At 69.6% G+C, this 24,298-nt stretch carries 21 protein-coding genes and 2 pseudogenes; 15 read left to right on the plus strand and 8 right to left on the minus strand.

Translation table 11 applies throughout. The features are described from left to right. Positions 1-79: 79 nt before the first annotated feature. A pseudogene (locus ACFC1R_RS12965) lies at positions 80-460 on the minus strand (transposase); the annotation flags it as partial. A gap of 230 nt (positions 461-690) precedes the next feature. Here ACFC1R_RS12965 and ACFC1R_RS12970 point away from each other — a divergent pair. Beyond that, the gene (locus ACFC1R_RS12970) at positions 691-1,269 is read left to right on the plus strand and encodes a chloramphenicol phosphotransferase CPT family protein (RefSeq protein WP_375937263.1); all 579 of its coding nucleotides are present in this window, start codon (positions 691-693) and stop codon (positions 1,267-1,269) included. A 212-nt stretch (positions 1,270-1,481) separates the two neighbouring features. Here ACFC1R_RS12970 and ACFC1R_RS12975 read toward each other — a convergent pair whose 3' ends face one another. Both ACFC1R_RS12975 and ACFC1R_RS12980 read right to left on the minus strand, forming a co-directional pair. Beyond that, positions 1,482-2,687, minus strand: a complete 1,206-nt coding sequence (locus tag ACFC1R_RS12975) for an IS4 family transposase (RefSeq protein ID WP_375937266.1) — start codon at positions 2,685-2,687, stop codon at positions 1,482-1,484. 129 nt (positions 2,688-2,816) lie between these two features. Further along, positions 2,817-3,833, minus strand: coding sequence for a hypothetical protein (locus ACFC1R_RS12980; RefSeq protein WP_344640945.1), 1,017 nt, complete (start codon positions 3,831-3,833; stop codon positions 2,817-2,819). A gap of 299 nt (positions 3,834-4,132) precedes the next feature. Between ACFC1R_RS12980 and ACFC1R_RS12985 the strand changes: the two genes are divergently transcribed. The 5 genes and pseudogenes from ACFC1R_RS12985 to ACFC1R_RS13005 all read left to right on the plus strand — a co-directional run. Next, entirely contained in the window at positions 4,133-4,960 is an 828-nt protein-coding gene (locus ACFC1R_RS12985; protein WP_375937269.1) for a transposase family protein, read from the plus strand. Continuing rightward, positions 4,957-5,160 carry a hypothetical protein gene (locus ACFC1R_RS12990; RefSeq protein WP_375937272.1) on the plus strand — a complete coding sequence of 68 codons (204 nt, stop codon included), beginning with the start codon at positions 4,957-4,959 and terminating at the stop codon, positions 5,158-5,160. The genes ACFC1R_RS12985 and ACFC1R_RS12990 overlap by 4 nt, the downstream gene beginning before the upstream one ends. Before the next feature lie 79 nt (positions 5,161-5,239). Continuing rightward, the gene (locus ACFC1R_RS12995) at positions 5,240-6,406 is read left to right on the plus strand and encodes an IS4 family transposase (RefSeq protein ID WP_375937275.1); all 1,167 of its coding nucleotides are present in this window, start codon (positions 5,240-5,242) and stop codon (positions 6,404-6,406) included. Positions 6,407-7,099: 693 nt separating this feature from the next. Next, positions 7,100-9,658 (plus strand): glycosyl hydrolase family 28-related protein, encoded by a 2,559-nt coding sequence (locus ACFC1R_RS13000; protein ID WP_375937278.1) that lies wholly within the window; start codon positions 7,100-7,102, stop codon positions 9,656-9,658. Between the two features lie 404 nt (positions 9,659-10,062). Continuing rightward, positions 10,063-10,328 (plus strand): annotated as a pseudogene (locus ACFC1R_RS13005) (cation transporter dimerization domain-containing protein); the annotation flags it as partial. Positions 10,329-10,417: 89 nt separating this feature from the next. Here ACFC1R_RS13005 and ACFC1R_RS13010 read toward each other — a convergent pair. The 3 genes from ACFC1R_RS13010 to ACFC1R_RS13020 form a co-directional block, all read right to left on the minus strand. Next, on the minus strand, positions 10,418-12,970 hold the full coding sequence (locus tag ACFC1R_RS13010) for a Tn3 family transposase (RefSeq protein ID WP_375937281.1): 2,553 nt from the start codon (positions 12,968-12,970) through the stop codon (positions 10,418-10,420). Between the two features lie 221 nt (positions 12,971-13,191). Then, positions 13,192-13,359: a hypothetical protein gene (locus ACFC1R_RS13015; RefSeq protein ID WP_375937284.1), complete on the minus strand. Its 168-nt coding sequence runs from the start codon at positions 13,357-13,359 to the stop codon at positions 13,192-13,194. Between the two features lie 8 nt (positions 13,360-13,367). Next, positions 13,368-14,114, minus strand: a complete 747-nt coding sequence (locus ACFC1R_RS13020; protein ID WP_375937287.1) for a hypothetical protein — start codon at positions 14,112-14,114, stop codon at positions 13,368-13,370. Positions 14,115-14,657: 543 nt separating this feature from the next. Between ACFC1R_RS13020 and ACFC1R_RS13025 the strand changes: the two genes are divergently transcribed. Both ACFC1R_RS13025 and ACFC1R_RS13030 read left to right on the plus strand, forming a co-directional pair. After that, positions 14,658-15,515 carry a polysaccharide deacetylase family protein gene (locus ACFC1R_RS13025; protein ID WP_375937290.1) on the plus strand — a complete coding sequence of 286 codons (858 nt, stop codon included), beginning with the start codon at positions 14,658-14,660 and terminating at the stop codon, positions 15,513-15,515. 127 nt (positions 15,516-15,642) lie between these two features. Further along, positions 15,643-16,086 (plus strand): MscL family protein, encoded by a 444-nt coding sequence (locus tag ACFC1R_RS13030; RefSeq protein WP_375937293.1) that lies wholly within the window; start codon positions 15,643-15,645, stop codon positions 16,084-16,086. Positions 16,087-16,151: 65 nt separating this feature from the next. On the opposite strand, the gene ACFC1R_RS13035 is transcribed toward ACFC1R_RS13030, so the two are convergent. Further along, positions 16,152-16,364 (minus strand): hypothetical protein, encoded by a 213-nt coding sequence (locus ACFC1R_RS13035; RefSeq protein WP_375937295.1) that lies wholly within the window; start codon positions 16,362-16,364, stop codon positions 16,152-16,154. Between the two features lie 182 nt (positions 16,365-16,546). On the opposite strand from ACFC1R_RS13035, the gene ACFC1R_RS13040 reads away from it, so the two are divergent. The 3 genes from ACFC1R_RS13040 (at position 16,547) to ACFC1R_RS13050 (ending at position 19,729) form a co-directional block, all read left to right on the plus strand. Then, positions 16,547-17,572: an LLM class flavin-dependent oxidoreductase gene (locus ACFC1R_RS13040; RefSeq protein ID WP_375937298.1), complete on the plus strand. Its 1,026-nt coding sequence runs from the start codon at positions 16,547-16,549 to the stop codon at positions 17,570-17,572. A gap of 331 nt (positions 17,573-17,903) precedes the next feature. Beyond that, the gene (locus ACFC1R_RS13045) at positions 17,904-18,704 is read left to right on the plus strand and encodes a GNAT family N-acetyltransferase (protein ID WP_375937301.1); all 801 of its coding nucleotides are present in this window, start codon (positions 17,904-17,906) and stop codon (positions 18,702-18,704) included. Continuing rightward, the gene (locus tag ACFC1R_RS13050; RefSeq protein WP_375937304.1) at positions 18,701-19,729 is read left to right on the plus strand and encodes a lysophospholipid acyltransferase family protein; all 1,029 of its coding nucleotides are present in this window, start codon (positions 18,701-18,703) and stop codon (positions 19,727-19,729) included. Before ACFC1R_RS13045 ends, ACFC1R_RS13050 begins: the two co-directional genes overlap by 4 nt. Positions 19,730-19,780: 51 nt before the next feature. Here ACFC1R_RS13050 and ACFC1R_RS13055 read toward each other — a convergent pair whose 3' ends face one another. Then, positions 19,781-20,038: a hypothetical protein gene (locus ACFC1R_RS13055; RefSeq protein ID WP_375937307.1), complete on the minus strand. Its 258-nt coding sequence runs from the start codon at positions 20,036-20,038 to the stop codon at positions 19,781-19,783. Between the two features lie 6 nt (positions 20,039-20,044). On the opposite strand from ACFC1R_RS13055, the gene ACFC1R_RS13060 reads away from it, so the two are divergent. The 4 genes from ACFC1R_RS13060 to ACFC1R_RS13075 all read left to right on the plus strand — a co-directional run bounded on the left by ACFC1R_RS13060 (position 20,045) and on the right by ACFC1R_RS13075 (position 24,263). Further along, positions 20,045-20,689: a TetR/AcrR family transcriptional regulator gene (locus ACFC1R_RS13060; protein ID WP_375937310.1), complete on the plus strand. Its 645-nt coding sequence runs from the start codon at positions 20,045-20,047 to the stop codon at positions 20,687-20,689. 249 nt (positions 20,690-20,938) lie between these two features. Continuing rightward, on the plus strand, positions 20,939-22,279 hold the full coding sequence (locus ACFC1R_RS13065) for a glycosyltransferase family 4 protein (RefSeq protein WP_375937313.1): 1,341 nt from the start codon (positions 20,939-20,941) through the stop codon (positions 22,277-22,279). Next, on the plus strand, positions 22,276-23,439 hold the full coding sequence (locus tag ACFC1R_RS13070; protein WP_375937316.1) for a glycosyltransferase: 1,164 nt from the start codon (positions 22,276-22,278) through the stop codon (positions 23,437-23,439). The genes ACFC1R_RS13065 and ACFC1R_RS13070 overlap by 4 nt, the downstream gene beginning before the upstream one ends. Then, complete coding sequence (locus tag ACFC1R_RS13075; RefSeq protein WP_375937319.1) at positions 23,439-24,263, plus strand: SGNH/GDSL hydrolase family protein; 825 nt, start codon at positions 23,439-23,441, stop codon at positions 24,261-24,263. Before ACFC1R_RS13070 ends, ACFC1R_RS13075 begins: the two co-directional genes overlap by 1 nt. Positions 24,264-24,298 lie beyond the last annotated feature (35 nt).

The following is a 24,298-nucleotide window of genomic DNA, read 5'->3' on the forward strand; positions in this document are numbered from 1 at the left end:
GTAGAGCCGACGACGGCGCTCGTCGAGATGAGGCAGGATCCGATCGAACTTGGCCCGTAAGGCGGTGGCGGGCGGACGCGCAGGCATGGTCCACCGTCTCACCAACTCCACCAGAGCAAGCAGTAATTGAAATACAAGCCCCAGCAGTGCCGGTGTACTGGCGCTGCACGCCGACGGTGCGGGTGCCTTTCTTCAGGTCGCCGGTCTCGTCGACCACCAGCACCGCTTGGTTGTCGGCCAAGTGCTCCAGCACGAAAGCGCACAGGTCGTCGCGTACGAGGTCGGCGTCCCATCTGGCCCGGCCGAGCAGGTGCTGCAGCCCGTCCGGGCTGGTGTCCCCGGTGTGCTCGGCGATCGTCCAGCAGTTCTTGCGCGGCAGGTCCGCCAACAGCCCGAGCACCAGCTGCCGCGCTCGAAGCCGCGGCTCGACCCGTGCGAAGCGGCCCTCAATCCGGCTCATCAGCCCTACGAACATCGCCCGCCAGCGGGCAGGTACTACGTTGTGACCTGCGGCCACTGCTTCATCGTCAGTCCACACACCTCACGATGATCACCGGTAGCCGCAGCCGTCATTGCACCAGCCCTCACCAGCTCGACCACGCTCCATGTTTGGACCGGGGGGCGCTCACGAATCTTGCTGGCCGCCGAGATCCCCTGAACGCGGCACCGGCAACATGTGATCATTCCAATATGACATCTGGTCGGATCATCTTCCTCAATGGCACCTCCAGCTCAGGGAAGTCGAGCATCGCCCGGGAGCTTCTGGACATCCTGGACGATGGCGTCTTCTTCCACATGGCGGTCGACGGCTTCAACGCGATGCGCAGCAAGCGGGAGCTCGGGGCCGAGGAGTTCGATGCCGCGCTGCGGCGGACCAGGATGGGCTTCCACCGCTCCATCGCGGCCATGGCCCAGGTGGGCAATGACATCGTGGTCGACCATGTGCTGAGCGAACCGTGGCGGCTGCTCGACTGCCTGACCGTGCTGCGGCCGGAGGACGTACTGTTCGTCGGCGTCCACTGCCCGCCGGACGAACTGGCCCGCCGCGAGCTCACTCGGGGAGACCGCCCGCCGGGCCTCGCGGCGCACCAGTACGACCTCGTTCACACCCACGGCGACTACGACTTGGAGTGCGACACCAGCGCGGCAAGTCCACGCGAATGCGCGCAGCGGATCAAGGAGTTCTTCCCGCACCGCCCCAGCCCCACCGCCTTCACCCGCCTCCGCCGACACTACCTGGCAGGCTGCCAGGAACCGCTGACAGCGTAAGGCGCAACGTCGCTTCTTAAGCGGCTTGTGAGAGGTCGTCAGGCTGTGCTCTCCATTCGAGGAGCATGAGGTTGATGGTGTAGGTGGCTCGGCTGGTGGGTGGTTCGCCGGGGCGGAGGGTGCGGTAGCCGGAGCCGGAGCGTTTGGTGGCACGGGGTGCGGTGCGTCCGGGTCGGGGGCGGACGGCCTGGTGAGCGAGGTCGGCCATGACCTCACGGGTCTTGGCGGCCAGGCGGCGAGGGGGGAAAGTCCGCGCCGACGGTGCGCCGGGCGGCGTTCAGGGCGTTCTTGAAGCTGATGTGGCCAGGCGGGAGGTGGTGTTCGTGGGCGGTGTCGGTGGTCAGCTGCCGGGTCGCCTGGTAGACGCAGAGCATGGCCCACAGTTCCTGCTCGACCATGGCGGGGCTGTTGGAGCGCAGGGTGGCGGTACGCCCGCCGCGCTGCTCGATCTTGATGTGCCGGTAGATTGTTTCGCTGGTCCAGCGGCGGGCGTACAGCTCCGCCAGCTCGGCCGCGGGCGCGGTCTCCGGGTCGAGGAGCGTGGTGATCAGGCAGAACAACTCCGAGGTCCCACAGCCGTGTTCGCCGGTCCGGGTGATCGTGTACTCGATGACGCGGACATCGACCGTGCGCTTGGTGCGCTGCTCGCACAGGCGTGACAGGTAGGTGCCGTCGGGCAGTACTTCCACCACCGGCAGGCGGAAGGAGTCCGACACCCGCCACAGCAGGTCGGCCCCGGTGGCAGCGGCCTTCTCCCACAGCGTGAAGGACGGAAAGCCGCGGTCGGCCAGCAGCAGCATGCCGGCCTTCAAGTGGTGCAGCAGCCGGTGCGCGAGGGTGCGCTCGCCGGTGGCGAACGGCCCGAAGACGGCCCCGACCACGGCGTGGGTGCCGCACTCGCCGAGCGCCACCATCCGCGCCTGCGGGTAACCCGCCTGCCGCTCGCCGTTCGAACCGCCGCCGAAATAGGCGGCGTTGGCGTCGGAGGCGGGCACGTCGAACAGCGTGCCGTCCAGCGACACCAGCCGCCGGCCCCGCCAGAACACCCCCGGCGTCGCAGGCGTGCCCTGCACCCCGGCCACCTGGCCGAACAGCCAGCGCAGCAGCGCCGCCCCCAGCCGGGCACGCGCCTTGGTGACCGAACCGGTCCGGGCCGGACGCGTCCACTTCTCACCCGCCCGACGCGGGATGTTCTCCAGCAGCTCGCGCAGCACCCCGCCGTACCCCTGCCCGGTGAACAGCCACATCGCCAGCGTGAAGTACACCATCAGCGTGCTCGGCAGCGCCTTCGTGCGCTCCTCCCACGCCCCGGCCTCCTCGACCGCCTGGTGCACCAGCTCCGGCGTGAACGTCCGGGTCAGCAGCCCCATCCGGACCCGCTCCGGGAAGCTGTCCCCGGCTATGTGATCACGTGCCACAAGGACGAGACCCTACGCCATCAAGATCAGCCAACAGAAGCGACGTTGGGCGTCGGGTCGGCTCGCACGACATACTCAAAAACCCGTGAAAAACGGCCGCCAGCACGGAATGCTGGCGGCCGTTTCTGTCTAGCTCGGGTTCTGCGGATCCCAGTTGCACTGGTGCAGCGCGAAGAAGACGGGAGACAGTGCGTTGCTGGTCCCTACGTCGGCGCGCCAGGACTCCACATCCCAGCTGTCGCCCGTGCTCCACCCCGAGGAATTGAGCGGATCCGGGAAGACGAAATTCGCATGGCAGATGAACTGCTCATACTCCGAGTTGTACTTCGACTGGACGGACAGCTGCTGCGGGGGCGGCGCCATCGTCCACAGCTGGTCCCAGGCGCCGCCGAGATCACCGACCGCGTTGCGGAATCCTGCGTCCGTCGGATAGGCGCGGATGACCACCTCGTTCGGGAAAGCGGCGGGGATCTCGACGCGCACCTGTTTGAACCAGTCCGTGGCGGCTTCGCTCAGATAGCCCGTGCATTCTCCCGAACATCCCTCCTCCCGGTGTCCGGAACTCCAGAACAGCGTGCTCTGCCGGTTGGAGAAATTCTGGTACGTCTGGTTCGTCGCAGTGTCGGTTTTCTCGTCCGAGGTGGGATATCCGAACGACCCGCCCTCCCAGCCGTAATCCCCCCACAGCTTCCCGATCTTCCCCCATACGGGGTGCGCTCCGTAGGCGGACGCCCAGTAGACGGAGCCGCCTTCGAACTCCTGACGGCGGCCGAATCCGTCGGGGTTCGCCAGCTCGTCCGACGTGGGGTACCCAAGCGGACCGGACTCCCAGTTCTTGTCCGCCCACTTCGCGCCGATGGCGCCCCCAACGGGATGGGCGCCCGTAGCGGGCTTCCAGTAGACGGTTCCCCCGGTGAATTCCTGCCTGCGGCCGACGCCGTCCGGGTTGACCAGCTCGGTCGTCTTCGGGCAGCCGAGAAATCCCCGGTCGTAGTTGTAGTCCTTGTACTTGGCGAGGATCGCTCCGCCGACGGGGATCCCGCAGAAGACGGGGTCGTCCGCCTGGGCGGACGGGGATGACCCCAGCAGGGCGGTCACAGCCAGGGATGTGGACGCGAGCATCGTCATGATGCGGCGAGCAGGCACGGAAATCCTTCCGGAAAGCAGTCGATTGTGCTGTTTTCTACGGGGGAAGAGGCCTCCCCTCGAAGGTTCCTTCCCGGAAACAGACGGCGGAAACAGCAAGAACAAGACGGCGCGAGATTTCAGTTCTCGCTACAATGAGGTTTTCTCAGCGAAATGATCTTCTCGAAGCTGTATGAAACGGTCCGAAGCGGGATGTTTCCGGCAGTGGTCGAGTAGGGCGCCCCGGCTGCGGGTAGACGTAAAGCCCCTGGTAGGACGGTTCTCACCACAAGATCGTCCACGTAACCAGAGGCTTCACGTTGGTCACTTATGTTGCCATGCTCGACGTCCCGCGCCACGTCGTGGAATTCGTCGCGAAACTGCTCGCCGCCCACCGCAGGGCGTTGGGGACGCCGAGGGGCTCGCGTGCGCTGGGGCCGTTCCGCCAGTCGGTCATGGTGCTGCGCTGGTTCCGCGAGCGCGGCTGCGTACACTGCCTGGCCCGCGACGCCGGAGTGTCCCAGGCCACCGGCTACCGCTATCTCCATGAGGCCATTGACGTTCTCGCAGCTCAAGCCCCGGATCTGCACCAGGTTCTGAGAGAGTGCCAGGCGAAGGGCCTCAGCCACGTGATCTTGGACGGGACACTCATCGAGACGGACCGCGTCGCCGGCACCCATGTGAACAACAAGGGCAAGGAGGTGGATACGTGGTACTCCGGCAAACATCGGGCATTCGGGGCGAACGTGCAATTCCTGTCCGCACCGGACGGCACCCCGACCCCGCTATGGGTGAGCGACGCCGAGCCGGGATCCACGAACGACATCGTCGCCGCGCGCGAGCACTGCCTGCCCGCCCTCTACAAGTCGGCCGCCGACGGGCTGCCCACCCTCGCGGACTCCGGATACCAGGGAGCGGGGATCGGCATCCACCACCCCTTCAAGAAGCCGCAAGGCAGCTCCCACCTGCGCCTTCACGTCGACACGCAGACCTACAACGCCCTGCTGCGAGGAGTGCGGGCCCTCGGGGAGCGCGCCGCCGCAGAGCTCAAGGAACGCTGGCGCGCACTCAAGCGAGTCACGCTGAGTCCCTGCCGGTTCGGCGACATCGCCCGAGCCGCCCTCGTCCTCAACGGAATCTGGAAGTGATCACCGCTGAGAAAACCTCAATGGAAGAAGAAAAACGAGCGGAAGGGAAGAAGAAAATGGGCTGGAAAGAAGCGTACGAGGCGATGTCCGTCGACCTGCCCGAAGCGGAATGCCGGGGCATGAGCGTGCGCAGGTTCGAAGTGACCCCTCCCACGGGCATGCTGACGCCCGCCCGCTGGAGGGCAACGTCGCTTCCGTAGTGTGATCTTGGTCGGGTAGGGTCCTGATCTTGTGGCGAGTGGGCACATAGCTGGTGAGACGTACCCCGAGCGGACGCGGATGGGGCTGCTGTCGCGGACCTTCACGCCGGAGCTGGTGCATCTGGCGATCGAGGAGACCGGGGTACGGGAGGAGCGCACGAAGGCGCTGCCCTCGCATCTGGTGGTGTACTTCACGCTGACGATGTGGCTGTTCACGCACCTGGGGTACGGGGCGGTGCTGCGGGAGCTGGTGGAGAACTTCCCGCTGCGCAAGGGGGAGTTGTGGCGTCCGGCTCGTACCGGGTCGATTACGAAGGCGCGCGCCCGGATCGGTCAGGCGCCGTTGCGGTGGCTGTTCGACCGGGTCGCGGGGGTGCGGGGCACGCGGGCGACGCCGGGGGTGTTCTGGCGTGAGCTGCGGGTGATGTCGATGGACGGGACCTGCTTCGACGTGCCCGACTCCAGCGCGAACGCGGCGGCCTACAGCCGTCCCTCCAACGGTTCGCGGCCCGCTCCGTATCCGCAGGTCCGCATGGTCGCGCTGGGCGAGTGCGGGACCCGGTCGCTGGCCGGTGCGGTCTTCGCCTCCTTCGCCGTGGGCGAGCGGACCCTGGCCCGCCGCCTGCTGCCGTACTTCGCCCCCGGCATGCTGGTGACGGCCGACCGCGGCTTCCCGTCCTTCACGCTGTGGCGTGACGCGCATGCCACGGGGGCCGAACTGCTGTGGCGCGTCTCGGACTCCTTCGCCCTGCCCGTCGACGAGCGCCTGAGTGACGGCACCTACCTCAGCCACCTCAACGGCCGGCGGCGCGGCGAGCGCCTCACGGTCCGCGTCATCGAGTACACCGTCACCACCACCCACACCCGCGCGGACGGCGAAGAGGAACAGACCTCGGAGCTGTTCTGCCTGATCACCACCCTGCTCGGGCCCGAGACGGCCCCGGCCCTGGAACTGGCGGAGTTGTATGCGTGCCGCTGGACCAGCGAAACGATCTACAGGCACATCAAGATCGAACAGCGCGGCGGGCGCACCGCCACCCTGCGCTCCAACAGCCCTGCCATGGTCGAGCAGGAACTGTGGGCCATGCTCTGCGTCTACCAGGCTCTGCGTGAACTCGTCTGCGACACCGCGCGTGAACACGGCCTTCCGCCCGACCACATCAGCTTCAAACAGGTCCTCAACGCCGCCCGGCGATCCGTCGGCACGGCCTTTTCCCCCCGGACAGCTCCGGCGCAAAATCCGTGACGTCCAGGCCGACCTGGCCCGCGAGGCCATCCGCCCCCGCAGCGGCCGATCAGCACCCCGCGCCACCAAGCGGAGCACTCCCGGCTACCGCACCCTTCGCCCCGACGAGCCACCCACCAGCCGCGTCACCCACGACATCCACATCCACCGCCTCGACCCCGAGGAGGAGATCAACACCGAGCTACAAAAAGCCGCTTAGGAAGCGACGTTGGCGTAAGGCGTGCCTACTCGGCCGTGCTGATCTCCTCGTCCGGTACCTGAGCCCCCGAGCCTGATCCATACGGACAAGAGCGTGCGCATGGAGATCCACATCTACGGCTGGAGTAAAGAGCAGCATCGCTTCCGTCCTTCGGCACCATGCCCGCGATGCCCGCCGGCCGCTCACCCTGCTCGGAAGAGGGGTCTGAGTTGATGGATACGAGGGCGTCGCGTACGGGCGCGTTGGCGTTGTCCTTTGCGGTGCCCGGGCCAGGGGCCCCGGCGGTGGTGCGCGCCCTCCAGGGGCTGCCTCGGATCGTCGAGAGGGCATGGCGCGCCTATCCTTGGAGGAGGCGGCTGTAGAGGATTCAGTAATATACCTCCGGCGCCGATTAGCTCGGACCACCGCCCGGCCTCCGCCGAGGGCTCTCCCGGAACTGGCGTGTTCCCTGGACCTGCGTTTGCCAACGAAGTCTCAACGGAAGAGAAGCTCCGATGGACACCGTTATTGTCACCATGCAAACCGCACAGAAGGTCACAGCCGGCCAGGCGGTCCGCATCACCAGATTCCCGGCCACCCCCGGATCACCGGCCACCCCCGTCACCCCTGCCGTCGCTCCTGCTGTCCCGCAGAGCAACAACCCCGACGACGAGACGTTGCATACCCTTCCGTTCTTTGGGGTTGCTCTGCAGACGGCGGCCGCTAAGACGAAGGTCGACGTTCAAATAGGCGGTGTTGTTTTCCGAATAGACGGCACTGTTTTCGACCTGGGCCCCGGAAAGCCTGGCGCGGTTGGCGTCAACAGTTCAGGAAAACTTGTGCGCGCTAACGCTCCGAAAGAAAACGCCTGCATCAGCGCTCCGAACTGGATCGGTGACTGTGACGATTCGGGCACGGTGACGATCCGGCCCCGCCGCGACACGCGGCTGAACGTGCTCGACTTCGGAGCGGCAGGGGATGGAAAGGCAGACGACACGGACGCGCTTCAGTGCGCCCTGGACTGCGCAATGCGACTCGGAACGATGACGAATGACCCGTTGTCCGACGGCAAAGTCGTCTACCTGCCTCCGGGCGACTACCTGATTACGAAGCCTCTTGTCGTCTCGAACGGTTGCATTCTGGAGGGAGCCGGCTTTGGCTCCAGAGGAACTTCTCGCATAATCGCAGATGTTGCAAGCAGCGCCGCAGATTTCAACCTCTCCACCAGGACTAATCCCCGACAACCCCCTCCACACGTCCCTCCAATCCCTCCAGGTATCGGAGGCAGCATCGGTCAAATCGGAGTAACAGGCGCCGGAGAGACCGTTTATTGCGCAATTGCCCTGACGGGCTCTTGGACCGGACCGCCCGATCGCGGTCGTGCGGACTATGCTGTGCTTCGCCAGTTCACCCTCGAGTCGTCCCCTCCACAAGGGACGGGTGCCACCGCTCCACAGATGGATGGCATACGAGTTCTGGCGCACGGCCCGTGGATCGAGAAGGTACGGGTTGCCAGCTTCAGGCGCAACGGAATAACGATATACGCAGGCGATGCGCCTGGCTCCACGCCGCAAGTAAATGCCAACCTCACGCAGATACGCGATTGCCTCATCTATGACAATGGCCAGCATGGGCTCGACATCGGCAGTGGGGGTAACGATGAGGCCAATGTCATGCTGGCCATGAATGTTTCTGCTACAACTAATGGGCGTGACGGAATTCATGACGATTCGCGCTTTGGCTGCACCTTCGTTTCGTGTCACACCGAAGGAAACAAACACCGAAACATCAGCTGTGAACGCCCGAACAGTTCCACGTACTCCGTGTACCTCGGTTGCTACGCAGAGGAGGATGCACCAGCGGTATTCAAGGGGCCCATCGCTGTAGTCGGAGGGGACATGGATATCACCCCAGACTCAACGTACTGGGGCTATGGCACCGTCAGGGGAGGACACGGACCCTCTGCCCTGAAAGTGACAAATAACTTTTCCAAAGTGCAATTGTATCGGAACGTATCCGGTGGGATCGACATCGACAAGGGCGAGCAGAGGACGGGCGGGATTCTACCCAACGGGCAACCCTCCAAAGCGCAAGGATACCGATATGAAGCGCAAAATGCCGGGCGTACTCTTGGTACAGATCCTGGCCACCCTAGTCGTGAGCCTGATTGGGACACAACGAAAGGGAGCCTGACAAGAGATCGCGATGTGGAATGGAAGTGCTTGGGTGAACTGGAGCCCGCGATCGTAACGTCCAACACCCTCGGAAGTAATGCGGATTCCACGATCATTCAGGATATTCAGTCTGTGACGGTGGACGGCAAGCTGCAACCCGTCGACGGGGATTCCCTCTTCCGCACCCAAGTCCAGGTATCTCGGGATTCTGATGACCCTCGTATCGGCAGGATTGAAACGTCCCTTCTGAGTGATGGGCAGACTTTCCCTACGTACTATCAAACCGCGTACGGAAACGGTCCGCGTCCCGGCGCGCTGATGCTTCCGGAAGCCTGGATTGGAAGATTTGATAATAACGGTGAGCGGCGAATCTGTGTTGTTTATAGCGGAACTCCCTTCAATACCCTTGCGGGTAGCTCAAACTTCTACCGCCCGGGTGATCTGATCCTCAATGGCCTTAGAGATGCAGTGCGCGATGGCCCGATCGGGTGGGCGGTGCAGGCTGCGTGCGGAAGGGGGAAAGCGGCTTCTACCTGGGCTCCCAGCACGCACTACTACATAGGGCAAACCGTCAAGCCGACTCCCCCCAATGGCTTCCTTTATCGGCTGACCGCCTACAAGACCCGTGGCCCGTTGAACCCGCACGACAACATCTCTGGTCAAAGTCAGCCGCCGTCCTGGAACCGGGACCTGGCCCAGCATGTTGGAGTGGTGACTGAGGATAATTGCCTAGAGTGGGAGACGCTCTATGACTTGGATGAAAACAAATGGTGCATTGAACCGATTCCACAGGGCGTGACAGGTCAGGAGGACTCGAACGCGACTGACATTGGCCAGCTGAAAAGAGATTTCAACGCACTTCTTGACAAGCTGAGAGCGGCACACCTGTTGGGAGAGTAAGCGGAGGCGGACGGAGCTGATATCGGGGATGCCGCATCTCATCGACTCCGCCATTGACTGAGCTGAGCGTGGTGAAAGTTGATGGCACAGCGGGCCGGTAGCACTTCGAAGGCGGAGCGTGTTCCAGTATGACTCATGTGTCGCCAACTATGCGAGCACACACGCGTCGTGACGGTGGGACACTACGGGGAGCGCATTTCCACGGCTGAGCAGGCCGGCAGGGTCAGTGCCGCCTCTCGCGGCTTCGCTACGCGTATGGCGGGCGGTTGCGGGCAGGCCGCACCAATACACGAGAAGGCTCTCCGCATCAGGCGGCGGACGGGGTGGCGGTCGAGCGTTTAGTCGGCCGAGGCGTTTGGGGGGAAGCTGGCTGCAACGCACGAGGCTCCCGCGCCGTTCGAGGAGCCCATGAGGTGTACCGGCGCCTGATGGGCTCCGTCGACCCCGATCTGGTCATCACGGCCGAGCCCGCCCTGCGCGATGTCGACGGCGCCCGAGACGTCGGACAGGTCCGCATGCGCATGGATCGGCCACACACTGCGCGCCGAAGCCGACATCGTTGTTGCCCGCAGCGCACCGTGGTCCAGGCCTACGAACTCGCGGTCGCCGCCGAACATGCCTCATCCACGCCGTCCCCCGGCTGACTGCCGCCACCGTCCACACCGTTTAGACCGAGGGCCACGGCAAACCAGACGCCGCGCTCGCCCACCACACCGAGGTATGAACCCCGGCAACCCTCCAGGTTCAGGAATCGGGCACTCACGGATCCCTGGGGCTCAGCACCGGCTGCTCGACGGCCGCAGCGGTACGAGGGCGGGGAACCGTCGAGCCCGCAGTAAGGTTCAGGCGGGTGTCCATGTCGAGGTTTACCTCCCCGTACGGGCGGATGTGGGACCAGAACAGCGGGGTCAGGCCACGTCGGTCGGCGGGTGTGAGAAGTTCGGCCCACTCCGGTTCGTCGAGGATGTCCTGGAGCATGAGGGTGTTCACGTAGACCAGAGCGGACTGGAGAATCCGCAGGCAGAGGACGAACATTTCCTGCTCGTCGCGCCGGTTCGAGGCGATCTCTCCGCCCTTGCCGTAGGCGATCACGGAGTTGGCGCCGTTGGAAGACTCCATGACGTTCAGACCTTCCTCGATCTCCCGCTGGAGGTCTCGCAACCTGAGGTAGCGGGCCACGAAGATGGTCTTCTGCGCACGGCCGACCTCCAGCATCGCCGCGTACGTGGGGCGGGAGGCGACCGCGGTCGAGCCCTGTCCCCACAGCTCGGTGCTGCGGGCGGTGAAGGTGGCGTTCGCGATCTGGACGGCGATGGCGCGGGCGGCCTCGGCGGACAGATACCGGCGCCGCACGTACCGCAGCTCGTCCTCGGTGTGGCCGTGGCCGCCGGACGCCACGGCCTTGATCCCGGTGTTCGTGCCGTACGCGTAGATGACCAGCAGCAGGCGCTCCGCCAGCACCGCCGCCGAGAGGCTGCCGCCGCCGGAGACTGAGGTGACCGCGTCCAGGCAGCCGGTCCGCAGCACCGCTTCCTTGAGCATGTCGACGAGCGGCACTACGCCCCACCGGCGCTGTACCTCGCCCTTGATCCGCCGCAGGTTGCGCGGCTCGGGCTGGGCCTCGGCCGCCGTCAGCCGGATCGCCCCGGACTTCCGCTCAGCGATGTCCAGCCAGGACAGCTTCGGCATCCCGTCGTTGAGCAGGGTCAGCTCGGCCGTCATCTGCTCGCGCAGTTCATCGACGAACACCGCCGGATCCAGCGGCTTGCGCAGCTCCCGGTAGTTCTCCACCCGCCGGGCCTCGAAGTCCTGCGGCAGGTCCTCATCCGGATTGCGCCACTTGTCGGCGCCGACCACCCAGATCTCCTTGCACTTGAGCTGATCGCGCAGCGCCTGGAAGGCCACGACCTCGTAGACCATGCGCACCACCCGGCGCCGGCCCCGCTTGTCGGTACGGTGCACGACCTCCGCCCAGTCCCCGCCCATCGCCTTGTGGACCGGCACCGTCTCGCCCAGCGGGTAGTACGTCGTGTTCCCGGCGCTCGCGTACCTGGCCACCAGCGCCAATGCCTCGATCACGGGCTGGTGAGCATGGTTGGAGGAACAGAACTCCAGCACGTCCAGCAGTTTGATCAGCCCGCGCCGGTAGTGGTTGGTGTACGACGCCTTCAGCGTCGTCTGCACGGTCCGCCGGTAGACAGGCCCCCGGGTCTTGAACTCGTGCACCAACTCCCGCAGCGTCGCCTCACCCCCGGACACCGCCGGGAACACGACCTGGCGGACCGTCCCCTCCGGGGTGCCCAGCGATGCCTCGGCGAGCTTGAAGAGGATGTTCTCCTTGCCCGACACCTTCTTGAACGCGTTGATGAGCTGCTCGGTGACCTTCTTCTCCGCCCGCGCCCCGATCCGGTGCACCGTGGAGATCAGCAGCTCCACCAGCGTGTCGGTGATCTCCTGCTCTCGCTCGTGCAGCAGCGCGGCCAGCAAGGTCACCCGCAGCGGTACCGGGTGCGTCCGCAGGTGGGAAGGCGACTCCATCGCGGCCCGCGCCCGCCAGCCGGCCACCACCTTCGGCGCGACGTCGATGAACAGATCCGGAGGCAGCCCGATCGCCCGCACCACCAGCAGTTTGTCGATCTCGGTGAGCATCGTCCCCAAGCTCACGTTGCCCGGAGCCTCCTTGACCTTCGCCAGTACCGGTGGCGCGTCCTCGCCCTCCGTGCCGCCACCTGCGGGTCCAGCATCGTCCTGGTCGGCGCAGGCCACCAGAGCCACGATCCGCTCGATGCTCTCCACGGTCAGCCGGGAGGAGATCAGGGCCGTCAAAGACTCCTCGGCCGCCCGCAGGGCAGCCGCCACGATCCGATCACACCGGCCCGGCGTCGGCGGCTCGATGCTCTCCGTACGGCAGCGGGCCAACAGTTCCACCCGGACCTGCTCGGGCCTGCGTTCCCTGCGCGCGACGTGCTCGGCCAGATACGCCGTCAGCTTCTCCGCGTCCGCGACGCTGCACTCACGGAAGCCGAGGTGCTCCCGGACCTGCGCGCGATGGTACTCGACCGTACGGCCCGTCCAGTCGTAGGACTCCAGCTCCGAGGCAGGAACCTGCACCTGACAGGCGACGAACTCAACAGCCTCACCGGGCAGCTCTGCCCGGTTCCGGGGAAACCGGCCGTACTGCGTATAGAACTTCAGCAGCACGGCGAAGCCCAGTCGCGTCGCACCGCGCTTGCCGGACACGAGCACCTGCTCGTCCTTCAACAGCGTCCAGTGCTCGACGAGTTCATCCAGGTCCAACGGAGTACGGGCCACGATCGCCGATCGTCGTCGCAGAGCTTCACCCACCGCAGCCGTACGGCCCCGGACTCACCCACTCGGGTGACGCCCCGCAAGATCACTGCCGTTTGCGGCTGGTGACAGCGTTCTTACCGGCACCCCAAAACCCCCGCGAGTTCGCGGAAACTGAAGGTTCTTCAACGCGAACCCGGGGGTGCACTGCCCTGATTCTGGGGTGTGGACCCGTGGGTTCGCGGTCAAGACACGGGGCCGGTCTCGGCGGCCTGGGACAGCAGGGCCTGGGCGGAGTCCGCGTAGCGGATGGCGGTCTTCTCGGTCTGGCCGCGCAGTGCGGCGGAGACGGAGACGTCGCTGATGGGACCGGTCTCCAGTGGTGACGGTGGGCATTGGCTCGGCCGCACCACGGTTCGCGTCAGACGGCGATGGACGTGTCCTCGACCCACCACTCCGTGCCGCCTCCCCAGCCAGCCGCCGCAGTGCGCTGGCGCGCCGCCTCCACTTCTGCCTCCGCTTGGGTCAGGAAGACACCGCGAGGCATGCCCCGCTCGGCGAATCGTCCGTCCCGGTACATGACCACGAAGACGTGGCGGTAGCGCTGGCGGCGCTCCCGCGGCTCGGGGTCCTCCAGAACCTCCCGCACGTCGGCGATGGTGGCGGTCGCCCCGACGCCGCCGTCGAACTCGACCAGGGGTCGGCGACGCCATGGCGGTCCGTCCGGTTCGTAGGGTCCTGCCAGCGGGCTGGTGTCGAATATCGTGCCGTCGGTTTGGCACCACAGGAATGTCTCGGCGACCAGGTAGTCCGTCTTTCCGGCCGATTCCAAGACGACAGGCTCCAGCAGGTACTCTCTGCCGCCTTCGGAGTCGAAGTCCTTGCTGGGCGGCATTTCTTGCCGGATGAGCTCGGCCTCGGCCACCGTCGGAGTTCGGACGACCAAGCCGTCATAGCTGTTGTGCACCCGGAGGAAATACGTCTCGTCGAACAACAGGTCGGTCAGCTGCGGCGGTTCCCCCTCGGGTTCCCGGCCCACCGCGCGGAACAACGTCTGCCGTCTACCGAACCCCATGTGGGCCAGCAGCTTGAAGCACCGGTCGGACCGGAACAGCTCGGTGCCCGGAGGGCATTCGGACAGCGAGAACCAGCTTTCGTCAAACAACACGGTGGCAGCTTCACGGGACGGTGATCGCCCAGTCAAGCGGCGTGGCCGAGCTTGCCCGGCCTGCTCGCCGACCACCTCGCCCGCGGCCAGGGCCACTCGCTCCGGATCACCGCACCGCTCGAACTCCACCGCGCCGCGTTGCAGCAGAGCGCCGCCCTCGCCTTCGACCAGACCGCAGATCGGTCGGACGAGCTGAGAACGCTTCAGGAATCCCGAAGTTACGTCACAGCCCAGCGGAGCACTCGAAGGAGGAAGAAGCCCCTGGCCACGGCCTCGGTCACTCAGCTGGGCTCAGAAGAACTCACGGGATGTCGCACACTGACCGGCCGTCGGGTCCGGATCGGGCTGTCCGACGGCCCACCGGCAAAAGAAGTCCAAGAACAGGCCAAGAAATCGGAGCAGGGACAACCCGATCCCGACCGGTCCGCGTCGATGGGGGAGGGTGGCGGCGGGGCGTTCGTGGAGCGGTACCGGCGCGGCCCTTCGTATACCGAGTCGGCACGGTCACCGCTCCGACGAACCACCTGGAGGAGAGGCCTCACCATGGCAGAGCAGCGCGCAGAACGGCCGGGCGATCGAAGCGAACTGACCCGGCGGCGACTGATCAGGCTGACGATCGGAGGTGCCGCGGTGCTCGGGGCGTCCGGCGCGCTGACGGCCTGCAGCAGTTCGTCCGGCCCCGCCGCGTCGGCCCCGCCGCCGGCCGACAGCCCCTCCGACGCCTTCTCCCCCGCCGCGACGGGCGAGCCCCCGAACGTCTCCGGTCTGCCCGACCCCTCGTCCTCCCCGGTACCGGCCCGCACCAAGCCCGTCTTCAAGGTGCACGACCTGTTGCCGGCGGCGCCGTCCAACGCGGTCGCGCTGACCATCGACGACGGGCCGAACCGGCTCTACACCCCGGAGGTGCTCCAGCTGCTGCGCAAGTACGACATCCGGGCGACGTTCTCGGTGGTCGGCAGCGAGGCCCATGCCGACAAGGACCTGATCCGGCGGATCGCCGCGGACGGACACACCGTCGCCAACCACACGATGACCCACCCGCAGCCCTTCTCCCGGCGCAGCCAGGCGCAGATCGAGCAGCAGATAGCCGACACCCAGTCCGTCCTCGTCGACGCCGGGGCCCCCGCACCGAAGCTCTTCCGCTCGCCCGGCGGCGACTGGTCCCCGGCGGTGTTCGCCGCTGTCGCCAAGTACGGCATGACCCCCATCGACTGGGACGTCGACCCGAGGGACTGGGCCCGCCCCGGCACCAAGACGATCACCGAGAAGCTGCTGTCCGCCAAGCCGGGTGACATACTGCTCTGCCACGACGGCGGCGGCAACCGTTCGCAGACCGTCGAATCGCTGCGGACCGTACTTCCCGCGCTCAAGGCCAAGGGCTACACCTTCGTCACGCTGTGACCACTCCCCGACCGGTCCCGGTCCCCCGGTCGGCACCGCTCCGATTGCGGACCGGGGCCGGATCGGCTCGCCTGGAGCTGGGGCCGAGGCGTCCCGAGGAACCGGCGGAAGCGGACGAGGAGCGGCCATGCTCAAGGGTTTCAAGAACTTCCTGATGCGCGGTGACGTCGTCGTGGTGGCGGTGGGGCTGATCATCGCGCTGGCGTTCAGCACCCTGATCAAGGCCTTCACGGACAGCATCATCAACCCGATCATCACCCGCGCCCAGGGCGGCCACTCGACGGCGCTCGGCTGGCAGCTGGGCGCCCCCGGGAACTCGGCGACGTACGTGGACGTGGGTGCGTTCATCTCGGCCCTGATCTACTTCCTCATTTTCATGGCGGTGGTCTACTTCCTGATCGTCGTCCCGTACCGGATCGTCCAGCGCCACCGCGGCATCACCGTCTTCGGTGACCCCGTGCCGGCCAAGACTTGCCCCGCCTGTCTCTCCGACGACATCCCGGAGGGCGCGTCCAAGTGCCGCTACTGCGGGACCGCGCAGCCGCCGGCACCCGGCCGGACCGTCGCCTGACGCCCGACTCCCGGCGCCCGACTCCCGGCGCCCGACTCCCACCGCGATGCAGGCCGGCGGCCGCATCAGGCCGTTTCGAGGTCCTTCGGTTCCGCCTCCCACTCCAGGCCGCCGCCGAGCGGGCGGACGAACACCCGTCGGCGCAACAGTCTGCCGTTCTCGCTGTCGTGCTCGACCAGCTGCCCGGCGATCGTCCCGATCCTGCCGTCACGCCGGTCCCTGACCTTGGTTCCGAACCCGGGATGGGGCGGGCTGCTGACCGAGACTCCTATCGGCATGAACCCCTCGCGCCTGCCTTCCCACGTTCGTCCGGACCGCTGGTTGTCGGCCATCGTGCCCGCCGGTGCGGGCGCGCGGGCCGTTTTCAGACGAACTTAAGGTGGGAGTGCCCGCCGCGACGGTGACCGGCGTCCAGGGGCGTTCGGGAATGCGGCCGGCGACGGCGGGCGTTGGGGCCGGTGTGACCACTGCAGCGCCCCCGATCCGCCTCTCGGTGCTGGACCGTTCCCGGATCAGGCAGGGGCAGGCCCCGTCGCAGGCGCTGCGGGACACCGTGGCCCTCGCGCAGCAGGCGGAACGGCTCGGCTATCACCGGTTCTGGGTGTCCGAGCACCACGGTGTGCCGGGGGTGGCCGGTTCCGCGCCCACGGTGCTCGCCGCGGCGGTGGCCGCGGCGACGACGCGCATCCGGGTCGGCACCGGCGGCGTGATGCTCCCCAACCACCAACCGATGGTGGTGGCCGAGCAGTTCGGCGTGCTCGCCTCGCTCTTCCCCGACCGGATCGACATGGGGCTCGGCCGCTCCGTGGCCTTCACCGACGGTGTGCGGCGGGCACTGGGCCGGGGCAAGGACGCCGCCGACCACTTCGCCGACCAACTCGACGAGCTGCTGGGGCACTTCGACCGGGTGGCGGGCGACCACTGCGGCGTACGTGCCCGGCCCGCCGAGGGCCTGCACGTCCCCGCCTTCGTGCTGGCCACCGGGGCGGGCGCCGACATCGCCGCCAACGCCGGACTTCCGCTGGTCATCGGCGGGTTCCGCGGCGAGGACGGGATGCTGGCCGCGCTCGACCGCTACCGCACCCGGTTCCGCCCCTCCGCGCGGGCCGCGGAGCCGTACGTGGTCCTGTCGGGCAGTGTGGCGGTCGCCGGGACGGCCGAGGAGGCCCGAGGCCTGCTGGTCTCCGAGGCGTGGTCGGGCGCGTACGCCCGCACCCACGGGGAGTTCCCCCCGCTCGCCCCCGCCCCGGAGATCCTGGCCCGGCAGATGGGCCCGCGCGAGCGCACCGCGTACGAGGAGGCGCTCGGCGGACACATCGCCGGTACGCCGCCGGAGGCCGTGGCCGACCTCCGGGCCCTGATGGAGCGCACCGGGGCCGACGAGTTCCTGGTCACCACCAGCACCTACGACCGGGTGGCGCTGCTCGACTCCTACCGGCTGCTCGCCGAGGCGATGCGCCCGGAGCCGGACTCCACCGGTCGGTGACCGCGCGGCCGTACGCCTGCCGCTGATCAGGAGAGCCGGGCGACCAGGCCCTCCGGGAACGGGCCGACGCGCGGCGTCCGGTGACCGCCGGGTCGGCGGCGCGTCCCCGGAGGGCGGGGCGGCGAACCGCTCCCGACCGTGCCGCCCCGTCGGCACAGCGGTCCCGCCGTCCGCCCGACCGGCAGTCGTTCAACGAGTGCACATCTCGACTCCGTCAACCGGCCACCCCGGGGCCAGCCGACCCGGGAAAACCTGACGGGAGTCGCCCCTCGTGAGCCCGACCACCACTGGACTCGACCTCCTCTGCCCTCACAGCCACGGAGAGTTCGCCATGACCGCTGTGCCCGCCGTCAGTTCGCCGATCCCCGCCCAGGACGTCCCGGCCGCAGCGCGGCAGCCGGAACTGCCGGGCTACTCCGTCTCCCTGGCCCGGGACGGGGCCGACGTCCGCGCCGCCCAGCGGCTGCGCCACCAGGTCTTCGCCGAGGAGATGGGGGCCGCACTCGACAGCCCGGTCCCCGGTCTGGACGTCGACGCCTTCGACGAGTACTGCGACCACCTGCTGGTCCGGGAGCGGGCGGGCGGGACGGTGGTGGCCACCTACCGGCTGCTGCGGCCGGCCCAGGCCGTCCGGGCCGGCGGGCTGTACTCCGAGACGGAGTTCGACCTGTCGAACCTGGCGGGCATCCGCGGCGACCTGGTCGAGGCCGGCCGCTCGTGCATCCATCCGGACCACCGCGGCGACGGCGCGGTCATCAACCTGCTGTGGGGCAGCATCGCGCGGTACCTGGTGGACAGCGGCAACACCTGGATCGCGGGCTGCTGTTCGGTGCCGCTGGCCGACGGCGGCAGCACCGCGGCCGCGGTCTGGGACACCGTCTCCGCCAGGCACCTCGCGCCCGAGGGGTACCGGGTGACCCCGCACCGGCCGTGGGATCCCGCCGACGTTCCCCGGCCCGCGCGCGCCGCGCTGCCGCCCCTGCTGCGCGGCTACCTGCGGCTGGGCGCCCAGGTGTGCGGGATGCCCGCGCACGACCCCGACTTCGGCGTGGCGGACCTGTACGTCCTGCTGTCGCTGGAGCGGACCGACCCGCGCTATCTGCGGCACTTCCTGTCCGGATCGCCCGCGTGAGCGAACCGGCCGGCCGGGCGGGCGAGCGGGCGAGCATGACCGGGACAGGCGGCGTGGACAGGCCGGGCGGCGCGGGCAGGCCGGGCGGCGTGAGCAACTGGCTGCCGTGCGCGCCCTGCACGCCCGAGTCCTGTGTGAGCCCGCCGGGACCGGTGGTGGGCGTCTGGCGCCGGCTGCTGCGTGGTGCGGGCTGTGCGTCCGTTCTCGTCGTAGGTGTCGCCCTTGCCCCGGTCGTACGCGGCCGGGGCCGAGCGGTGGGCGAACGGCTGGTCAGCTGCTGGGCCCGCACGCTCGTCGCCTCGCTCGGGATCCGGCTTCGGCCGACGCACGGGCCGCCGGACGGACCGACGCACGGGGCTGCACACGGACCGACGGGCGGACCGACGCACGGCGGCGGGGTGCTGCTGGTGGCCAACCACGTCTCCTGGCTGGACATCCTGTTGATCGCGGCGGTGCTGCCCGGCCGCATGCTGGCCAAGACCGAGCTGCGGGGCTGGCCCCTGCTCGGCCCGCTCGCCGCGTGGGGCGGCACGATCTTCATCGACCGTGACCGGCTGCGCGCGCTGCCGGGCACCGTCGAGGAGATCGCTGCGGCGCTGCGCCGGGGTGAGCGGGTGGTGGTGTTCCCCGAGGGCAGCACCTGGTGCGGACGGAACGGCGGCCGGTTCCGGCCCGCGCTCTTCCAGGCGGCGGTCGAGGCCGGGGCCGCCGTCCAGCCGGTGGCGGTCCGCTACCGGCTCGCGGACGGAAGCCCGACCACCACACCGGCGTTCGTCGGCGAGGACGGCCTGCTCTCGTCACTGCGCCGGGTGGTCGCCGTCCGCGGCCTGGCGGCGGACGTACTCCCGCTGGCGCTCATCCCCGCCGGGCGGTACCCGACTCGGCGCTCCCTGGCCCGTGCCGCCCAGGCGGCGGTGGACCGCCACCGCTTCGCCTCCTTCGGCGACGCCCACGGCGGCTGTGCCGCCCGAGCCGCTCCGGGGCACCTCCGCCGGGCCCACGACCGCGAGGGCGCACCGGGCTGACGCCGCGACCCACCCCGACCACCCTCCGCACCCGTCACGGTCGGGTGGCCGTCACACGAGCCCGGCGGGCCGGCGGGCGAAGGCGGGGGCGTGTTCGGGGCGGGGACCGAGGGCGACGAGACGGGTGGGGATCCGGCGGAAGCCGGGCAGGTAGCGGGTGGCGAGGACGAGCTGCGGGGGCGGGCCGACCCGGCGGCCGGTGATGGTGGCCTCGAACATGGCCGTGTGCAGGAGCCGTTGGAGTCCCTGCAGGACGACCGTCGGGGTCCAGCGCCGTCGCTGCACCAGGGCCAGGTCGGCGGTGGCCACCCGGCCGTGGCGCAGCGGCTCGGCGAGCAGGGTGGCGGCGGCGGACGGCCGCCGGTGCGCGAGCGCGCGATCGAGGCGGCGGCACGGCTGGTCTCCGAACGCGGCCTGGACGGGGTCACCCTGGACGCGGTGGCGGAGCGTGCCGAGTGCTCGCTGCCCAGTCTGCACACCGTCTTCGACGGGCGGGACGGCCTGCTCGCCGCGGTCTTCGAACTGCACGGCCCGCTCCCGGACGTGGAGGCCCTGGCGGCCGACCCGCCCGAGCGCCTGGAGGACACCGTCCGGGCGCTCTACCGGAACTTCGTGGCCTCCTTCGTCCGTGAGCCGCGGATCGTCCCCGCCGTCCTCGGGGACCTGCTCAGCCGCCCGGACGGTCCCGCCGCCCGGATGATGGCCGCCAACTTCCCACGCCTGCTGGACGGCCTGGGCCGGCTGCTGCTGCCGCACATCGAGGCCGGACGGCTGCGCCCGCTCCCGTTGCCGGTGCTGATGCAGCTCCTGCTCGGCCCGATGGCCATGCACCTCCTGGTGCGCCCGGTGCTCGCCCCCGCCCTGGGCCCCGACCTGCCCTCGGTCGAGGAGGCCGCCGAGCTCTTCACCGAGTCCTACCTGCGGGCGGTCGCCCTGCCTCAGACCGCTTCGTCGAAGTAGCCCCGCCCCCGGTTCACCACCGTGCCGGACGCGGCTCCGGAGTGTGTCCGGGGAGGTCCGCCCGCCGCCGGGGCTCCCCCGCGACAGCCGGAGGGGCGGCGCGGGCCGCGCCGAACCCGGTCGGCGCGGGCACGGCTCAGGCCGCGCCGGATCCGGCCGGCCCGGCGCGGGCCCAATAGCTGGATTCCGTTCGCACATCCGAAAGATCCCTTTGGCCGACTGCTCGCTCCGCCCGGCAACAACAAGGGCATGCGAGTCGCCATCGTCACCGAGTCGTTCCCGCCCGAGGTCAACGGCGTCGCCCACAGTGTGCTGCGGACCGCCGAGCACCTGGTCCGACGCGGCCACCGGCCGCTGGTCATCACCCCCGCCCCGCACCGGGGCGCCGACTGCCCGCCGCAGGCCTTCGGATCCGCCGACGCGTCGGCCGACGCGCGGCCGTTCCCGGTGGTCCGGGTACCGTCCGTCCCGCTCCCCGGCTACCCGCAGGTGCGCATCGCACTGCCCAGTCGACGACTGGCCACGGCCATCGCCGGTCACCGACCCGAACTCGTCCACCTCGCCGCTCCGTTCGTGCTCGGTGCGCGGGCGATGCGGATCGCCACGCGGCTCGGGCTGCCGGTGGTCGCGGTCTACCAGACGGACCTCGGCGGCTACGCCCGGGCCTACCCGGCCGGTCGCGGGCTCGGCGAGGCCGCCGCCTGGCACCGCATCAGGTCGGTGCACGGTGCGGCGACCCGCACCCTCGCACCGTCGACCACCGCCGCCCAGGACCTCACCGCCCACGGCGTCCCACGGGTGAGCCTCTGGCCGCGCGGCGTGGACTCCGTCCGGTTCCACCCCGGCCACCGGGACGAGGCGCTGCACCGCGTCCTCGCACCGGGCGGTGAGACGCTGGTCGGCTACGTCGGCCGGCTCGCCCCCGAGAAGCGGGTCGACCTGCTGGCCGGGGTGTGCGGACTGCCCGGTGTCAGGGTGGTGGTGGTCGGGGACGGCCCCAGCGGCCCGGCCCTGCGTGCGGCCCTGCCGGGCGCGCTCTTCCTCGGCCGCCGCACCGGAGCGGAGCTCGCCCGCTACTTCGCCACCCTGGACCTCTTCGTGCACACCGGTCCGCTGGAGACCTTCTGCCAGACCGTCCAGGAGGCGATGGCCAGCGGCGTGCCGGTGGTGGCACCGGCGGTCGGCGGGCCGCTCGACCTGGTCGGCCACCACCGGACCGGACTGCTGGTGGCGCCCAGGGACGGCACCGCGGTCGCCCGCGCCGTCGCCGAGCTGGCGGCGGATCCCGCCCGGCGCACGGCCTACGGCCGAGCCGGGCGGGCGGACGTCACGGCCCGCACCTGGGAAGCCGTCGGCGACCGGCTGCTGGAGCACTACCGGGCAGCCCTCACGGCCCACCACGGCACGGCGGTTCCCTTCGCGCCGCCGCCCACGCCCCAGCCCTCGCCCTCGCCCTCGTCCTCGCCCCATCCCACCCCGTCGGCCGCCCCTCCGGCGACTCCAACGGCCCTGGTGACTCCAGCAGTTCCGGCGGCTCCGGCGACTCCGGCCGCTCCGGCACCGGCGCTCTCCGAGGAGCAGCCGGCATGACCGAGCCGCTGCGCATCGTCCGGGTCGCCAACTTCGTGACCCCGGTCTCCGGTGGCCTGCGCACCGCTCTCCGGCATCTCGGCGCGGGCTACCTCGCGGCCGGGCACCAGCCGGTCCTGGTCGTGCCAGGTGCCCGGCACGGTGACCGGTGGACGGATCAGGGGCGGGTCGTCACCCTGCCGGGTCCGGCGGTCCCGGGCAGCGGCGGGTACCGGCTGCTCACCGACCGGCGAGCCGTCGCGCGGACCCTGGCGGAACTGGCCCCCGACCGGCTGGAGGTCTCGGACCGGACCACACTGCGCTGGACCGGGCGCTGGGCCCGTTCGCACGGGATCCCCGCGGTCATGGTCTCCCACGAGAGCGCCGCCGGTGTCCTCGGCACCTGGGGTCTGCCCGGAGCCTGGGCCCGCACGCTCGCCGACCGGCTCAACGCCCGTACCGCGCGCGGGTTCGACACGGTGGTGTGCACCACGGCCTGGTCCGCGGCCGAGTTCCGGCGGATCGGCGCCCGGAACGTCGTGCAGGCCCCGCTCGGCGTCGACCTGGCGCTGCTGCACCCCGCCAGGCGCGACCCGGCCGTGCGAGCCCGGTACGCCGACCCGGCCCAGGTGCTGCTGGTGCTGTGTTCCCGGCTGTCGGCCGAGAAGAGGCCCGACCGGGCGCTGGACGCGCTCGCCGAACTGCGCCGTCGGCGGGTGCCCGCCGTACTGGCGGTGGCGGGGACGGGGCCGCTGCGACGACGCCTGGCGGCCGAAGCCGAGCGGCAGCGCCTTCCGGTCCGCTTCCTCGGTCACCTCGCCCGGCGCGAGGAGCTCGCAGCGCTGCTGGCGAGCGCGGATGCCGTCATCGCCCCCGGGCCGGTCGAGACCTTCGGCCTGGCCGCCCTGGAGGCCCTGGCCTGCGGGACACCGGTCGCGGTGAGCCGCTCCTCCGCGCTGCCGCAGATCGTCGGCCCGGCAGGTGCGGTGGCAAACGACACCGGGGTCGGATTCGCCCACGCCGTAAGCGAGTTGCTGGACCGGCCGGTCGACGGGCGGCGGGCTGCCGCCCGGGCCCGCGCGACGGGTTTCGGCTGGGAGGCGGCCGTCACGGCCTTCCTCGCCGTTCACGGTGCACCGGTCCCTGCGGCCGGTGCACCGCCACTGACCGGACGCCCCTGATGGCCGTGCGGTTCGCGGCCCTCGGCGACTCGCTCACCGAGGGGGTGGGCGATCCCGCGCCGGACGGCTGGCGGGGCTGGGCCGCGGTGCTGGCCCCGGCACTGTCCGGCGGCCCGGTGGAGTTCCACAACCTCGCCCGGAGCGGCGCCCTGAGCAGTTATCTGACGGATGGTCAGCTCACTGCGGCGGTTGCCGTCCGGCCGCACTTCGCCGCTCTCGTGGTCGGCGGCAACGACACCCTCAGGGCCGGATTCGACGTCGGCCGGACGGCATGGCACCTGGACTCCGCGATGCGCACGCTGCACGCCAGCTCCACCGTGCTGCTGACCGCCTGCCTGCCCGACCCCGGCCGCCTGCTGCGGCTCCCACCGCCGCTGGCCGACCCGCTGGCCCGCCGGATGAGGGCGGTCAACACGGTGGTGCACGAGCTCTCCGCGCGCTACCGGGCCGTCCACCTGCACCTGGCCGACCCGCCGTGGTGGACCGACCGGGCCCTGCTGAGCGTGGACCGACTGCACCCCAGCGCGGCCGGCCACCAGCTGATCGCCCGCGACTTCCACGCGCTGCTGGCCGCAGCCGGGCACCAGCTCGGCCCGCCCCCGGCCGCCGAGCCGCCCACCCGGGCGCCGAGCCGCGCCGCGGATCTCCGGTGGATGGCGACCCGGGGCACCCGATGGGTCGCCGCACGCTGCACCGACCTGCTCCCGGGACTGCTGCTCCTCGCCGGCACCGAGTCCCTGCACCGCCTTCGCCGCACCACCGCCCACCTCGACGTCCGGTCGACCCGGGAGACCCGTCTGGCCCTGGCCCGCCTCCAGCCGTAGGGCCCGTCGGACCGGGTCCGATCGGCCGCCCGACT

Source organism: Kitasatospora sp. NPDC056138 (assembly GCF_042264695.1).
Lineage (GTDB): Bacteria > Actinomycetota > Actinomycetes > Streptomycetales > Streptomycetaceae > Kitasatospora.